The following is a 14,617-nucleotide window of genomic DNA, read 5'->3' as shown; positions in this document are numbered from 1 at the left end:
ATGCGCGTCGCCTTCGGACTTCAATCTGAATAGCCTTGCATAGCGTCCGCTGCATCGTGGCGGATGCCCCACCACGGCAGGTATGCATGGTGTTCGCCGCGCGCGCGGAACCACGGCTGGTCGTGATTGATGGGGCGCACGATGGCCGGCGGCGAAACCAGCACGCCCGTGACGCTGTCGGGATCGCTGGTGCCCGCCACCAGCACGGGCTGGCCGACGTGGTTGGCATGGGCGATGCCCAGGGCGACATTGGTCAGCGCCGTGCCGGCGCCCATTTCGCCCAGCAGGGCTGGGGTATTGAAGGTCTGCGGCAGGAAGTCGAAGCCCGGCACTTCCAGGGTCAGCGCCTGCGCCAGCTGGCCCAGGCGGTCGGAGGAGGTGGGCAGACTCTTGCTCGCGTCGTGGATGACGTAGCCGATGTTTTCTTCCGTCTTGCCGCCCTGGCGCGCCGCCTCGGCAAACACGGCCTGCCACGCCTGCACGGCGCGTGGCGGCTTGTCCTTGGCCAGTGCAAAATCGGCGACATTCTTCGTGGCCGGATAGCCTATCCACGCCAGCGCCGCCCGCTCCGTCTTGTAGTCGGGACCAGCTAGCACCAGCAGCACCAGGTTTTCATTGATCTGCATGGTTTTCGGCCGGCTCGGCGCATCCCAGTTCATGACCCACACGGTTTGCTGCGGATGCGCTTCCAGATAGGCCAGCGCCGCTTGCAGGGAGACGAAGCCCGCATTGTTGCCGCCCAGGGTGATGCGCACGTCGGGTGGGGTGGCGCGGGTCCAGAGGGTAGGGAAATTGACGTTGCCGATGCTGAAGGTGTTGGTGATGCGTTCGCGCGTAGTGTTTCTTGCTTCTTCTGGGTCCAACTTTCCCGCAGGCAGGGCATATTCGACGCGGATGCCTGCCAGTTCACGCCAGTTCTGTTTTTGATCCTTGGGATAGACTCGATAAAAGTAGGTGGGGCTGGAGTAGTAAATGTCATGAAATAGGCTGGTTAATTTCCGCACATATTTATAGTGATAGCCCTTGAACGTTTCCGTCCCATCGAGATCGTGGGCAATGGGGGCGACGGCCTGCAAGGTGCCGAAGCCCCTGGGATCCGTCCTGACCATATCGTCATTCTTGTTGGGCTTGGCCAATCCCAACGTCCATAGTAGCTGCCACTCGGTCGGATAGTCGAGCCGTTGCAGTGGATTGAGCCATTGCAGGCCCACCACTTGTGCCCGGAAGGGAGCATGGGTCGTGTTTTTTGGGAGATCGTCTTCCTTCTGCACAGGTTGCACGGCGCAGGCCGTCAATAGCGCAAACATGGTGAACGCAGCGAGCATGGGCAGCGCAAGGAACTGTTTCATGAGTTCTCCAGGTGAATGGATAGTCTGGTGACCTGCATAGCTTTGCCAGTTGAGCCAGAGCGCAAGGCAAATGACAATGAAAGATGTGGCGAGCGCCCAGGCCAGTCGCTGGCGTGGCGTGACAATGAACTTACGCACCGTCAGTCCTCAGTGCAAAGTTGGTGGAAGGGTCGGCAGGCCTGGCATTCTGGCGCTCGTCAACGATGCTTTTTGGTTTTCTGGCAGGGCTGTCTTTGGCGTTAGCCCATTTATATAAAGATGTTTTTTTGAATTCTCCGCTGTCGTAATACTCAAAAAATTCGGCGCTATCATCGTTGGCATGAGAGGCTCTAACAACCTCCAATCCGCCGCCAGCCGTAACTTGCGCAGCTCCTCCTGCCTGATCGTGCACACCCCCACCGCCACGTCATAGGCCAGCGCCTTTTGCGCATGCTCGGGATTGGTCATGATGGTCGAGTGATCGGTGGCGTGGGTGTCGATGTTGGCGGCCAGGTAGTTCCGGATTTCCTGCTTGCGCCAGGCCTTGAATTCCGTGGAAGCCTCCTCCGGCTTGTCCACGGGCGTCTCAGGCTTGCCTTTTTCGGCCCAGCCGTCGCGCCTGGCCTGCATGCGCAGCATGCCGTTCTGTTCGTAGCGCAACGCCGCTTCGGTCTGCGCGTCGCCCTTGCCCTGGGAACGGTAAGGCGCATATGCGTCATCGGCTTCGGCGGCGCGGTCCTTGTGCAGAGAGTCGGCGGGGGCATCGCAGCCTTCGTCAAATTGTTCGCTGGCGTCGGCAAAGCGCTTCGAGCGCGGCAGGAATGCCTCGGGCAGCCTGGGCGCCTTCATCGGCAGCCGCCAGGTCTTGGGCGGCAGGGCGTTGATGCGCGTGCCGGCCGTCTTGGCGAGCACGATGACGATGGGGGCGAAGAGGAAGGTCAGTATCTTGCGGCCGATGCCTTTGCTGGCCCGCATGCCCTTTTTGATCGAGTACTCGGCGACCAGTGAACGCGGGTGCCAGAAATCGAGGCTGTCCGGTGTCAAGGGCTGGCCATTGCGCTGCCAGATGTCGTAATCCTTTTCATTTTCTTGGCCGACAAGGTGGTTTTGCGCAAACACGCGCTGCGTGAAGACGCCTTCACCGCCCGCATCGGCAATTTCCTGTGCCGACATGCCGCGCCAGCCTATGCCCTGCACGGGCGTGGCCGAAATCACCTGGTCGTGCGGAATGAAATACAGGGTGACCCTGCCATAGGTGGAGCCATGCAAGCCGTAGTCTGCGCGGTCGAACGCGGCCGTGTAGCTGTCCTTGCGTTCAGGCTTGCGATTGGCGCTGCACTCGTCGACAAAGGCGGCATCCTGCTGCATTGCCGAACGGTTGCGCAGGATGTTGAAAAACGCTTTCAAGGTTTGCGTGCGCGCCGCGTACTTTTGCCGGCCCGTATTGCCATGCTCATCCTTCAGATGGCCGCTGACCCAGTTTTCCGTGAAATTGCTATCGAGCAGACTGTAGGGCGGGTTGCACAGCACATAACTGTCGGCCACGGCGGACGGCCCCAGCGTTTCGCCGAGAAAGGCGGCCGCCATGGCCACCATATTGCCCTGGCTATGGCAGACGATGGTGACGGGTGCGTCGTGCTGGCACGCTCTGATCGACTGTACGAGACGCGCCAGGCGCCAGGCGGCGAACACAAAATACGGGCGCGGCGGGCAGGCATACACTTGCCGGTCATTCGTCGGGTTCATGTGCTGGATATGCATCCACAGGAACAATTCCTCCGACAAGCCCTGGCCCCACAGGTCAGGCAGGGCGCTGCAGCCGTTGGCGAACGGCCCGCCACCCCAGTAATTCTTTTCGTTGAGATAGATGCCGTCGCCAAATGCCTGCAACTCTTCACCGTTGGCCTTGTAGCCCCAGCGAAAGCGGATCACGGGAGAGTTGGCGTCGTCCGCCAGCAGGAAGGTGGTGGCGTTGCGCTTGGGGTTGAGGAAGCCGTCATCCGTCAGTTCTCGTGCGTAAGTGGCGGCCCGCATCTGTCCGGCGGCCGGGCCAGGGATCGCCAGATCCTCGTCGCGGCGTTTCAGGCGGGCATTCAGGCCTTCGCACAGGCCTTGTTCCGCCTGCTCATACCATTCGCCGTCGGAATTGACGCCGTGCACAAAGATGATGATGCCGGGACGCGGCAAGCGCGTGACTGCCTGGAGCAGCGCATGGCTGAACAAGGCCGTGCCTTCGGCTTCGGCGAGCAGGATGCAATTGGTATCGAGCGTAGGGTCGGGCGACATACGGGCGCTCCGTCAGCGTCAAGCAGGAAAAGGCGGCGCCAAAGTGAACTCAGGCAATCTGCACTGTATGCGGAATGCCCGGGGTGGAACTTGCGTGATGTCAAGAAAGAAGGAGCGGCGGGGACCGGTACCCGCAGGGATCAGATCGCGTTCAGCGGTATCTTGAGATAGCGCACGCCGTTGTCTTCCGGCTCGGGCAGCTTGCCCGCGTTGATGTTGACCTGGATGGCGGGCAGGATCAGGGTCGGCATGTCCAGGGTGGCGTCGCGGCCCGTACGCATGGCCACGAATTGCTCTTCCGTGATGCCGTCGCGCAAGTGGATGTTGCTGGCGCGCTGTTCGGCCACCGTCACTTCCCAGCGCGGCGCGCGGCCGTTGGGCGGGTAGTCGTGGCACATGAACAGCCGCGTTTGCGGCGGCAGCGACAATAATCGCTGCACGGAGCGGTACAGCAGGGTAGCGGAGCCGCCGGGGAAGTCGCAGCGGGCCGAGCCCACGTCCGGCATGAACAGGGTGTCGCCGACGAAGACGGCGTCGCCGATCTGGTACGCCCGGTCGGCCGGCGTGTGGCCGGGCACGTGCAGGGCGCGCACTTCCAACTTACCAATATGAAACACCTGGTCGGGCGCGAACAGCTGGTCGAACTGCGAGCCGTCGGCTTTGGCGCCGTTCTGGTGATAGACGGCGGCGAAGGCCTGCTGCACCGTCTGGATGGCGGCGCCGATGGCCACGTCGCCGCCCAGCTGCTGCTGCAGGTAGGGCGCGGCGGAAAGATGATCGGCATGCGCGTGGGTTTCCAGCAGCCAGCGGCACTGCAAGCCGTGTTCGCGCACGAAGGCAATGACCTTGTCGGCCGAGCCGGTGGACGTGCGGCCCGCCTTCGGGTCATAGTCGAGCACGGAATCGATGATGGCGCAGTCCTGCCCATCGGCCTCGTAGACAACATAGGTGACGGTGGCGGTGGCCGGGTCGAAGAAGGCTTGGATTTGTGGGATCATCACGGCGAAAAAGTGCGGTCAGGGAATGGCATTATATCGCCAGAGTTCGCTAAAAAAAATGCTGCAAATTGACATTTAACATGCGAAAAACAGATAAGCGGGCGCGCATGTGCCTGTCACAGTCGTGCGCACCCTGGCGCTTGCCGCATGGTAACCTCATTCTTCCAAGGAGGAATTCATGAACGATATACCTGCACGCAGCGAACAGTACCGGGGATTTACGATTTCCGTGACCCCGCAAAAGGATAACGACGATTTATGGGATTTTACCTACCGCCTGCAGCGCGAGGGTGAACCGGAAGCGCAGGCGATCACGCGCAGCCGCACCCTGGGCGGTTACGCAGCGCCCGAGACCGCTTGCACGGCGGGCCTGGAAGTGGCCAAGACGGAAGTCGATAATCTGCTGCGTCCTTGAGCCAGCGTAAATCGTTTAGCCCGATTGCCTGCCGGCGCGTGAAACACATCGCTGCCGGCAGCGCTTCATGCTACGATTTCCACTATTGAGTCAGTCACCAAGGAGGCACCCATGGATAACAGTTCTAAAATTCACTATAAAGGCTGGGAAATCGTTCCCCTGGCCGTGCCCACCACCGACGGAAAATGGTCGGCCAGTTGCGACATCGAACGCGCCACCGCGGAAGGCCTGGAAGTATTCGAAGGTTCGACCATGCAGTTCGTGCGCGACGACGAGGAGGGCGCCATTGCCGCCGCCTGCGAAGAAGCCGTGCGCCAGATCGACAACATCATCGCCAATCCGCTGGTGCGGCTGGCTTAGCCCCTGAATTTCCAGCAAACCTGCAGCCGGCGCCCGCCGGCTGTTTTTTTATGCGCGCCCCCGGTGGCAGTCTCATATGTTTCATGTTTCGATGTTTCAAATGGAATGATTGAAACATATTTGGAACATCATTGGCCTGAATCGTGACATCGCTGTTCCCTGGCGTGACAGCGCGTGCAGCGCCGCTGCGTGGCCATTTCCCTGGTTTTCACTGTGCCGTGGCGCATTTTCCGCGCGGGCGCATGGTGCTGGCACGGCATTTGCAATACCAATGCTCATAGCCACTCCATGAAACATTCGGGACCATCCGAAACCCATAAGGTGAACACATGACTCAATACTCAGCAGGTGCCGCATTCCGCAAGGCCGTCCAGGAAGAATCTCCGTTGCAAGTCGTCGGCGCCATCAACGCCAACCACGCCTTGCTGGCCAAGCGCGCCGGCTATAAAGCCATCTACCTGTCCGGCGGCGGCGTCGCGGCTGGCTCGCTGGGCTTGCCCGACCTGGGCATTTCCAGCCTGGACGACGTGCTGACCGATATCCGCCGCATCACCGACGTGTGCGACCTGCCGCTGCTGGTCGATGCCGACACGGGCTTTGGCTCGTCCGCCTTCAACGTGGCGCGCACGGTGAAATCGATGATCAAGTTCGGCGCTGCCGGCCTGCACATCGAAGACCAGGTGGGCGCCAAGCGTTGCGGCCACCGTCCGGGCAAGGAAATCGTCAGCAAGGAAGAGATGGTCGACCGCATCAAGGCGGCCGTCGATGCGCGCACGGACCCGAACTTCGTCATCATGGCGCGCACCGATGCGCTGGCCGTCGATGGCCTGGAAGCGGCACTGGAACGCGCCGTCGCCTGCGTCGAGGCGGGCGCCGACATGATCTTCCCGGAAGCCATCACGGATCTGGACATGTACGCCACCTTCGCCAAGGCCGTCAACGTGCCGATTTTGGCCAACATCACGGAATTCGGTTCCACGCCGCTGTTCACGCTGGACGAACTGCGCAGCGCCCATGTGGGCCTGGCCCTGTATCCGCTGTCGGCCTTCCGCGCCATGAACAAGGCGGCGGAAAACGTCTACCAGGCGCTGCGCCGCGACGGCACGCAAAAGAACGTCGTCGACACCATGCAAACGCGCATGGAACTGTATGAATCGATCAACTACCATGATTTTGAACAAAAACTGGACGCGCTGTTCGCCGCGCAAAAGAAATAAGTAAAGAAGCAGGGACCGCATGCCGGTCCCGCAGTGACGCACCCGAGACTATTCAATCTGGAGAACACAATGACCGCACCGCAAGCCGCCACTTTCAAGCCTAAAAAATCCGTCGCCCTGTCCGGCGTCACCGCCGGCAACACGGCGCTGTGCTCGGTCGGCAAGACCGGCAACGATTTGCACTACCGCGGCTATGACATTCTGGACGTGGCCGACAGCTGCGAATTCGAGGAAATCGCCTATCTGCTGGTGCACGGCAAGCTGCCCACCGCCGCCGAACTGAAGGGCTACAAGGCCAAGCTGAAATCCTTGCGCGGCTTGCCGTCGGCCGTGAAACTGGCGCTGGAAGCGCTGCCGGCCGCCGCCCACCCGATGGACGTGATGCGCACTGGCGTCTCCGTGCTGGGCTGCACCCTGCCGGAAAAAGACGACCATAACGCGCCGGGCGCGCGCGACATCGCCGACCGCCTGATGGCGTCGTTCGGCTCCATGCTGCTGTACTGGTACCACTACAGTCATAACGGCAAGCGCATCGAGGTGGAAACGGACGACGACTCGATCGGCGGCCACTTCCTGCACCTGCTGCACGGCGAAAAACCGTCGGCGTCGTGGGAAAAAGCCATGCACACGTCGCTGATCCTGTACGCGGAACACGAATTCAACGCTTCGACCTTCACCAGCCGCGTCATCGCCGGCACGGGGTCGGACATTCACTCGGCCATCACGGGCGCCATCGGCGCGCTGCGCGGCCCGAAACACGGCGGCGCCAACGAAGTGGCGCTGGAGATCCAGAAACGCTACGACAACCCCGATGAAGCGGAAGCGGATATCCGCGAGCGCGTCGCCAACAAGGAAGTGGTGATCGGTTTCGGCCACCCCGTCTACACGATTTCCGACCCGCGCAACGTGGTCATCAAGGAAGTGGCGCGCAATCTGTCGCTGGAAGCGGGATCGACCAAGATGTTCGACATCGCCGAGCGCCTGGAATCGGTCATGTGGGAAATCAAGAACATGTTCCCGAACCTGGACTGGTTCTCGGCTGTCTCGTACCACATGATGGGCGTGCCGACGGCGATGTTTACGCCGCTGTTCGTCATTTCGCGCACCTCGGGCTGGGCCGCCCACATCATCGAACAGCGCATCGACAACAAGATCATCCGCCCGAGCGCCAATTACGTGGGTCCGGAAGACCTGGAATTCGTGCCGATCAAGGACCGCAAATAATGAACGCCAACATGAATACCCTGCACCGCAAATCCTTGCCGGGCACTCAGCTAGACTACTTCGACACGCGTGCCGCCGTCGATGCGATCCAGCCAGGCGCCTATGCCACCTTGCCCTACACCTCGCGCGTGCTGGCGGAAAACCTCGTGCGCCGCTGCGACCCGGCCACCCTGAATGCCTCGCTGAGCCAGTTCATCGAACGCCGCCGCGACCTGGACTTTCCGTGGTTTCCCGCCCGCGTCGTCTGCCATGACATCCTGGGCCAGACGGCCCTGGTCGACCTGGCCGGCCTGCGCGACGCCATCGCGGCCCAGGGCGGCGATCCGGCCCTGGTCAACCCCGTCGTGCCCACGCAGCTGGTGGTCGACCACTCGCTGGCCGTCGAATGCGGCGGTTTCGACCCCGACGCCTTCGCCAAGAACCGCGCCATCGAAGACCGCCGCAACGAAGACCGTTTCGACTTCATCGACTGGACGAAAAAAGCGTTCAAGAACGTCGATGTGATTCCACCAGGCAATGGCATCTTGCACCAGATCAATCTTGAGCGCATGTCGCCCGTGATCCAGGTGCAAAATGGTGTAGCCTATCCCGATACGTTGGTGGGCACGGATTCGCACACGCCCATGGTCGACGCGCTGGGCGTGATCGCCATCGGCGTGGGCGGCCTGGAAGCGGAAAGCGTGATGCTGGGCCGCGCCTCGTGGATGCGCCTGCCCGACATCATCGGCGTCAAGCTGACGGGCAAACCACAACCCGGCATCACGGCGACCGACACCGTGCTGGCGCTGACGGAGTTTTTGCGCAAGCAGAAGGTCGTCTCGTCCTACCTGGAATTCTTTGGCGAAGGCGCGTCGCACCTGACCCTGGGCGACCGCGCCACGATTTCCAACATGGCGCCGGAATTCGGCGCCACGGCCGCCATGTTCTACATCGACGCGCAAACCATCAAGTACCTGAAGCTGACGGGCCGCGACGACGAACTGGTGAAACTGGTGGAGCTGTATGCGAAGGAAACGGGCCTGTGGGCCGACAGCCTGGCCGACGCGCAGTACGAGCGCGTGCTGACGTTTGACCTGTCGTCCGTCGTGCGCAATATCGCCGGGCCGTCGAACCCGCACAACCGCGTGCCGACGTCGGAGCTGGCCGCGCGCGGCATTTCCGGCGTGGTGGAAAACGAGCCGGGCAAGATGCCGGACGGCGCCGTCATCATCGCCGCCATCACCAGCTGCACGAATACGAACAACCCGCGCAACATGATCGCCGCCGGTTTGATCGCGCGCAATGCGAACCGCCTGGGCCTGACCCGTAAACCCTGGGTGAAATCGTCGCTGGCGCCAGGCTCGAAAACCGTGGAACTGTACCTGCAGGAAGCGGGCCTGATGCCGGAGCTTGAAAACTTGGGCTTTGGCGTGGTGGCATTCGCCTGCACCTCGTGCAACGGCATGTCGGGCGCGCTCGACCCCGTGATCCAGGAAGAAGTGGTGTCGCGCGACCTGTACGCCACGGCCGTCCTGTCGGGCAACCGCAACTTCGACGGCCGCATCCACCCGTACGCGAAACAGGCTTTTCTCGCCTCGCCGCCGCTGGTGGTGGCCTACGCGATCGCCGGTACCATCCGCTTCGATATCGAGAAGGATGTGCTGGGCCATGACGCGGACGGCAGGCCGATTTTGTTAAAGGACATCTGGCCATCGGACGAGGAAATCGACGCCATCGTCGCTTCCAGCGTCAAGCCGGAGCAGTTCCGCAAGGTGTACATCCCGATGTTCGCCGCGCAGGCGGACGACGGCATCAAGGTCAGCCCCCTGTACGACTGGCGTCCGCAGACGACGTACATCCGCCGGCCACCGTACTGGGAAGGCGCGCTGGCTGGCGCACGCCCATTGAAAGGCATGCGTCCGCTGGCCGTCCTGGGCGACAACATCACCACCGACCACTTGTCGCCATCGAACGCCATCATGCTCGACAGCGCAGCCGGCGAATACCTGGCGAAGATGGGCTTGCCCGAGGAAGACTTCAATTCCTACGCCACGCACCGGGGCGACCACTTGACGGCGCAGCGCGCCACGTTCGCCAACCCGACCCTGAAAAACGAGATGGTCATCGAGGACGGCAAAGTGAAGGCCGGTTCGCTCACGCGCATCGAGCCGGAAGGCAAGATCTCGCGCATGTGGGAAGCCATCGAGGTGTACATGGAGCGCAAGCAGCCATTGATCATCATCGCCGGCGCCGACTATGGCCAGGGTTCCTCGCGCGACTGGGCCGCCAAGGGCGTGCGCCTTGCCGGCGTGGAAGCCATCGTGGCCGAAGGTTTTGAGCGCATTCACCGCACCAACCTGGTGGGCATGGGCGTCTTGCCGCTGGAATTCCTCCCTGGCGTGAACCGCAAGACCCTGGGCCTGGACGGCAGCGAAACGTATGATGTCGTGGGCGAACGCACGCCGCGCTCCACCCTGACCTTGTTGATCCATCGCAAGAACGGCGACACGGTCGACGTGCCCGTCACCTGCCGCCTCGATACGGCGGAAGAGGTGTCGATCTACGAGGCGGGAGGCGTTCTTCAACGATTCGCGCAGGATTTCCTCGAATCGTCCAAGGCAGCGTAAGCAGTTCGTCATTCACCGGGTGGCGCGCAGGCGCGCGCTGCCCGGCTTTTCAGGAAATTTCATGACCCACGTACCCCAAATTAAGATCCCCGCCACCTACATGCGCGGCGGCACCAGCAAGGGCGTGTTCTTCCGCCTGCAGGATTTGCCCGCCAGCGCGCAAGTGCCGGGCGCCGCGCGCGATGCGCTCCTGCTGCGCGTGATCGGCAGCCCCGACCCCTACGGCAAGCAGATCGACGGCATGGGCGGCGCCACGTCGAGCACCAGCAAGACGGTGATCCTGGCGAAAAGCACGAAGCCGGAGCACGACGTTGACTACCTGTTCGGCCAGGTCTCGATCGACAAGCCTTTCGTCGACTGGAGCGGCAATTGCGGCAACCTGTCGGCCGCCGTCGGCTCGTTTGCCATTGCCAGCGGCCTGGTGGACGCGGCCCGCGTGCCTGCCAATGGCATCGCCACGGTGCGCATCTGGCAAGCCAATATCGGCAAGACCATCATCGCCCACGTCCCCATGACGCATGGCGAAGTGCAGGAAACGGGCGACTTCGAGCTCGATGGCGTGACTTTCCCGGCCGCCGAAGTGAAACTGGAATTTCTCGACCCGGCCGCGGACGAGGAGGGCGGCGATGCTGGCAGTTCGGCCATGTTCCCTACCGGCAACCTGGTCGACGACCTCGACGTGCCCGGCATCGGCGTGTTGAAAGTCACCATGATCAACGCCGGCATCCCGACGATTTTCGTCGATGCGGACGCCATCGGCTACGCGGGCACGGAACTGCAGGACGCCATCAACGGCGATCCGGTCGCGCTGGCCCGTTTCGAGACCATCCGCGCACACGGCGCCCTGCGCATGGGTTTGATCTCCCACCTGGATGAAGCGGCGAAGCGCCAGCACACGCCGAAAGTGGCGTTTGTTGCCAAACCGGCCGGCTATGTCTCGTCCAGCGGCAAGCAGGTGGAAGCGGGCGACGTCGACCTGCTGGTGCGTGCCCTGTCCATGGGCAAGCTGCACCACGCCATGATGGGCACGGCGGCAGTTGCCATCGGCACGGCAGCGGCCATTCCCGGCACCCTGGTGAACCTGGCGGCGGGCGGCGGTCCCCGCAACGCGGTGCGCTTCGGCCACCCCTCCGGCACCCTGACGGTGGGCGCGCAAGCGCAGCAGGTCGATGGCCAATGGAGCGTCACCAAGGCCATCATGAGCCGCAGCGCGCGCGTGCTGATGGAAGGTGTTGTGCGCATTCCCGGCGACGCGTTTTAAGCTGTCAGGTCAAATGGGCGGATGCGCATGCAGATAAGTTGATATTTCTGCTAGCAAAGAAACTGAACGGCAAGGAAAATGGGGAGCGTCAGCCGCGATGTACGCGCGGTGGCGGTCTCCCACGCTTCCTGACTGGTGAACCGATGCTATTTAATTCCTACGTCTTCCTGTTTGCCTATCTGCCCATCACGGTGGCCGGATTTTTCATCCTGGGACGGCGCAGCCAGTTATGGGCCGCCGCCTGGCTGGCCGGCGCCTCGCTGCTGTTCTACGGCTGGTGGGATTACCGCTATGTGCCGCTGCTGCTCGGCTCCATCGTCTTCAACTACGGCTGCGCGGGCCGGCTCGGGCCTGGACGCGGCAGGCACCGCAAGGCGCTGTTGACGGCGGCCATCGCCGCCAATCTGGGCCTGCTTGCGTATTACAAGTACGCGGGCTTCTTCGTCGCCAGCGTGGCGCAATTGCTGGCGCAGCCGCTGCCCGCCCTGCATGTGATCCTGCCCATCGGCATTTCGTTTTTCACCTTTACGCAGATCGCCTTCCTGGTCGATACCTACCAGGGCAAGGCGCAGGAAAGCCGCTTTGTCCACTATCTGCTGTTTGTCACCTATTTCCCGCACCTGATCGCCGGCCCCGTATTGCACCACAAGGAAATGATGCCGCAGTTTGCCGACCGGCGCATCTTTCGCCTCTCGGCCAGGAATGTGGCCATCGGCAGTACGATCTTCTTCATCGGCCTGGCGAAAAAAGTCCTGGTCGCCGATAACATCGGTCCGTATGCGGCGCCGCTGTTCGATAACCCTGCCGCGCCCTCGCTGCTGGCCGCCTGGGGCGGCGTATTGGCCTACACCTTCCAGCTGTACTTCGATTTTTCCGGCTATTCGGACATGGCCATCGGCTTGTCGCGCCTGTTCGGCGTGCGCCTGCCCTTGAACTTCGATTCGCCCTATAAAGCGCGCAATATCGCGCAATTCTGGCGCCGCTGGCACATGACACTGTCGCGTTTCCTGCGCGACTACCTGTACATTCCGCTGGGCGGCAACCGCTGCGGACCCGCGCGGCGCTACCTGAACCTGATGATCACCATGGTGCTGGGCGGCCTGTGGCATGGCGCCGGCTGGAATTTTATCGTCTGGGGGGCGCTGCACGGCGCTTACCTGGCCATCCACAAGGGCTGGAGCACGGTGGCGTGCAAGCTTCACCTGCCGTCCGATACGCGCGTTGGCAACATCCTGGCGACGGTCCTCACTTTCATTGCCGTCTGCGTCGCCTGGGTCTTCTTTCGCGCACCCGACATGGCAACCGCCCTGACAATCATCCAAGGCATGGCGGGCGGCTTTGGCCTGGACTTGCCCGATGCGCTGGCGCCCCATTTACTGCCGCTTCAGCCTGTGCTGGCCGCCATCGGCACGGGCTATTACCTGGGCGGCGGCACGGTGTTCATTGAAAGCTGGACGTGGATAGCGGTAGCACGCTGATTACTTTTTCCATGCCGAATACGCAGCAGATCATGCGCCACTTTGATCCGGCGCTGGATTTTTCTGCCGGTGGGCGACACCTGCGGGCCTGGCTCACCTGGCGCGCCTCGCCTGCCTGGGCGGCCGCCATCGCCGTGCTCGCGCTGGCGAGCATGCTGGCCCTGAACCGCCCCGCTGAATTCCTGTATTTTCAATTCTAGAGAGGGCGCATCATGACGGCATCCCCTTTCAAATCCTATCTGGCCGTACTGGCGCTGGTGCTGGCGGGGGGCGCCGTGCTGGTGGGCGCCTTCGTTTTCGTCGTCGACCCTTATGGCCTGTATGGCGTCGTCCGGCGCGATAATTTCAATGCCGTCAAGCCGGGCCTGAGCCGCTACCAGAACCAGATCAAGCAGGAACATGCGCTGCGCAGGCAGCCGCGCTTCATCATCCTCGGCAATTCGCGCGCGGAGATCGGCTTCGATCCGCGCGCCGGCGCCTTGTCGGCGCTGGGCCCCGGCTACAATCTGGCGATTCCGGGCACGGGCCTGGCGACGTCCGCCAGCCAGTTTGCGCAACTGCGCGAGGCCGGCGTCCGGCCACGCACGGTCATCGTGGGCGTGGAATTCATCGATTTTCTCAATCCCGCCGTCGCACCGTCCGCACTTCCGGCGCCTGCGGCCGCCACGCCGGCGCATGGCCGCGCCTTCTGGCGCTTCGATGCGCTCTTTTCGCTGGCCTCCGTCAGGGATGCGGCGCAGACGCTGCGCATTCAGCACGACGATGAGGCGGCCACCTTGTCGGCCGATGGCTTCAATCCCATGCTGGAGTACGGCGCCCATGCGCGCCGGGATGGTTACCACAAGATGTTCACGCAGCGGGCGCAGGAAAGCGCCGCCAACTTGCGCCGCAAATCGACGCGGGGCCTTGCCACCGAAGACTTTCAATTGCTGCGCACCTTTTTGCTGGCGATGGCGGCCACCGAGGCCGATATCAAGCTGGTGATCTATCCGTATCACGCGCAAATGCTGGCCATGTTCGAGGCTGCCGGGCTGTGGCCCCTGTTCGAAGTATGGAAAGTACGGCTGGTGCACGAAATTGGCGCGGTCAGGGCGCGCTACCCGGATGCGCATATTTCCCTCACTGATTTCAGCGGCTATGGCGCATACAACTGCGAGCCGATACCCGCCGCCAACGAGCGCGGCACTGCCACGCACTGGTATTGGGAGGCCGGACATTTCAAGAAGGCGCTGGGCGATATCGTATTGCAGCGCGTGATGTCGCCGCAGGATATTGCGCCTGCCGATGGGCAATTTGGCATGCCGCTCGATGACGCCAGCCTCGAGGAAAACCGCGCGCGGATCGCGCAGGAACGCAACAGTTGCGCGGCGGCGCAGCCGGCATTGTTTTCAAGGCAGCTGCTCGCCACACAGCATAGCCACACTGGAGGAAGCAGATGAACAGA

At 62.5% G+C, this 14,617-nt stretch carries 12 protein-coding genes; 9 read left to right on the top strand and 3 right to left on the bottom strand.

Features of this window, described 5'->3' with window-relative positions:
• Nucleotides 1-20 precede the first annotated feature (20 nt).
• The 3 genes from ACQVLG_RS26885 to ACQVLG_RS26875 all read right to left on the bottom strand — a co-directional run bounded on the left by ACQVLG_RS26885 (nucleotide 21) and on the right by ACQVLG_RS26875 (nucleotide 4,612).
• The gene (locus ACQVLG_RS26885; RefSeq protein ID WP_474291820.1) at nucleotides 21-1,349 is read right to left on the bottom strand and encodes a hypothetical protein; all 1,329 of its coding nucleotides are present in this window, start codon (nucleotides 1,347-1,349) and stop codon (nucleotides 21-23) included.
• A gap of 147 nt (nucleotides 1,350-1,496) precedes the next feature.
• The gene (locus ACQVLG_RS26880; RefSeq protein ID WP_474291819.1) at nucleotides 1,497-3,614 is read right to left on the bottom strand and encodes a T6SS effector phospholipase Tle3 domain-containing protein; all 2,118 of its coding nucleotides are present in this window, start codon (nucleotides 3,612-3,614) and stop codon (nucleotides 1,497-1,499) included.
• Nucleotides 3,615-3,754: 140 nt separating this feature from the next.
• Entirely contained in the window at nucleotides 3,755-4,612 is an 858-nt protein-coding gene (locus tag ACQVLG_RS26875) for an MBL fold metallo-hydrolase (RefSeq protein ID WP_474291818.1), read from the bottom strand.
• Nucleotides 4,613-4,790: 178 nt separating this feature from the next.
• Between ACQVLG_RS26875 and ACQVLG_RS26870 the strand changes: the two genes are divergently transcribed.
• The 9 genes from ACQVLG_RS26870 to ACQVLG_RS26830 all read left to right on the top strand — a co-directional run bounded on the left by ACQVLG_RS26870 (nucleotide 4,791) and on the right by ACQVLG_RS26830 (nucleotide 14,612).
• Nucleotides 4,791-5,027 carry a hypothetical protein gene (locus ACQVLG_RS26870; protein ID WP_230539367.1) on the top strand — a complete coding sequence of 79 codons (237 nt, stop codon included), beginning with the start codon at nucleotides 4,791-4,793 and terminating at the stop codon, nucleotides 5,025-5,027.
• Nucleotides 5,028-5,138: 111 nt separating this feature from the next.
• Entirely contained in the window at nucleotides 5,139-5,387 is a 249-nt protein-coding gene (locus ACQVLG_RS26865; protein WP_086144807.1) for a hypothetical protein, read from the top strand.
• A gap of 329 nt (nucleotides 5,388-5,716) precedes the next feature.
• Entirely contained in the window at nucleotides 5,717-6,604 is an 888-nt protein-coding gene (gene prpB, locus ACQVLG_RS26860) for a methylisocitrate lyase (protein WP_034783951.1), read from the top strand.
• Nucleotides 6,605-6,673: 69 nt separating this feature from the next.
• A complete protein-coding gene (gene prpC / locus ACQVLG_RS26855) occupies nucleotides 6,674-7,828 on the top strand; it encodes a bifunctional 2-methylcitrate synthase/citrate synthase (RefSeq protein WP_230539368.1) in 1,155 nt (384 codons plus the stop codon).
• A gap of 11 nt (nucleotides 7,829-7,839) precedes the next feature.
• The gene (gene acnD, locus ACQVLG_RS26850) at nucleotides 7,840-10,434 is read left to right on the top strand and encodes a Fe/S-dependent 2-methylisocitrate dehydratase AcnD (RefSeq protein ID WP_474295812.1); all 2,595 of its coding nucleotides are present in this window, start codon (nucleotides 7,840-7,842) and stop codon (nucleotides 10,432-10,434) included.
• Between the two features lie 61 nt (nucleotides 10,435-10,495).
• A complete protein-coding gene (gene prpF, locus ACQVLG_RS26845; RefSeq protein ID WP_474291817.1) occupies nucleotides 10,496-11,695 on the top strand; it encodes a 2-methylaconitate cis-trans isomerase PrpF in 1,200 nt (399 codons plus the stop codon).
• Between the two features lie 143 nt (nucleotides 11,696-11,838).
• Nucleotides 11,839-13,173, top strand: a complete 1,335-nt coding sequence (locus ACQVLG_RS26840; RefSeq protein ID WP_474291816.1) for an MBOAT family O-acyltransferase — start codon at nucleotides 11,839-11,841, stop codon at nucleotides 13,171-13,173.
• An 11-nt stretch (nucleotides 13,174-13,184) separates the two neighbouring features.
• Nucleotides 13,185-13,373 (top strand): hypothetical protein, encoded by a 189-nt coding sequence (locus tag ACQVLG_RS26835; protein ID WP_474291815.1) that lies wholly within the window; start codon nucleotides 13,185-13,187, stop codon nucleotides 13,371-13,373.
• Nucleotides 13,374-13,385: 12 nt separating this feature from the next.
• Nucleotides 13,386-14,612 carry a hypothetical protein gene (locus ACQVLG_RS26830; protein WP_474291814.1) on the top strand — a complete coding sequence of 409 codons (1,227 nt, stop codon included), beginning with the start codon at nucleotides 13,386-13,388 and terminating at the stop codon, nucleotides 14,610-14,612.
• The last annotated feature ends 5 nt before the right edge of the window (nucleotides 14,613-14,617 follow it).

The organism is Janthinobacterium sp. TPC_1 (assembly GCF_056037845.1).
This window is presented reverse-complemented; position numbering and strand designations above follow the sequence as displayed.

Coding starts and splice junctions, on each gene's coding strand:
- ACQVLG_RS26885 (WP_474291820.1), bottom strand. CDS start 1,349: ATGAAACAGTTCCTTGCGCTGCCCATGCTCGCTGCGTTCACCATGTTT.
- ACQVLG_RS26880 (WP_474291819.1), bottom strand. CDS start 3,614: ATGTCGCCCGACCCTACGCTCGATACCAATTGCATCCTGCTCGCCGAA.
- ACQVLG_RS26835 (WP_474291815.1), top strand. CDS start 13,185: ATGCCGAATACGCAGCAGATCATGCGCCACTTTGATCCGGCGCTGGAT.
- acnD (WP_474295812.1), top strand. CDS start 7,840: ATGAATACCCTGCACCGCAAATCCTTGCCGGGCACTCAGCTAGACTAC.
- prpF (WP_474291817.1), top strand. CDS start 10,496: ATGACCCACGTACCCCAAATTAAGATCCCCGCCACCTACATGCGCGGC.
- ACQVLG_RS26870 (WP_230539367.1), top strand. CDS start 4,791: ATGAACGATATACCTGCACGCAGCGAACAGTACCGGGGATTTACGATT.
- ACQVLG_RS26840 (WP_474291816.1), top strand. CDS start 11,839: ATGCTATTTAATTCCTACGTCTTCCTGTTTGCCTATCTGCCCATCACG.
- ACQVLG_RS26865 (WP_086144807.1), top strand. CDS start 5,139: ATGGATAACAGTTCTAAAATTCACTATAAAGGCTGGGAAATCGTTCCC.
- prpB (WP_034783951.1), top strand. CDS start 5,717: ATGACTCAATACTCAGCAGGTGCCGCATTCCGCAAGGCCGTCCAGGAA.
- prpC (WP_230539368.1), top strand. CDS start 6,674: ATGACCGCACCGCAAGCCGCCACTTTCAAGCCTAAAAAATCCGTCGCC.
- ACQVLG_RS26875 (WP_474291818.1), bottom strand. CDS start 4,612: ATGATCCCACAAATCCAAGCCTTCTTCGACCCGGCCACCGCCACCGTC.
- ACQVLG_RS26830 (WP_474291814.1), top strand. CDS start 13,386: ATGACGGCATCCCCTTTCAAATCCTATCTGGCCGTACTGGCGCTGGTG.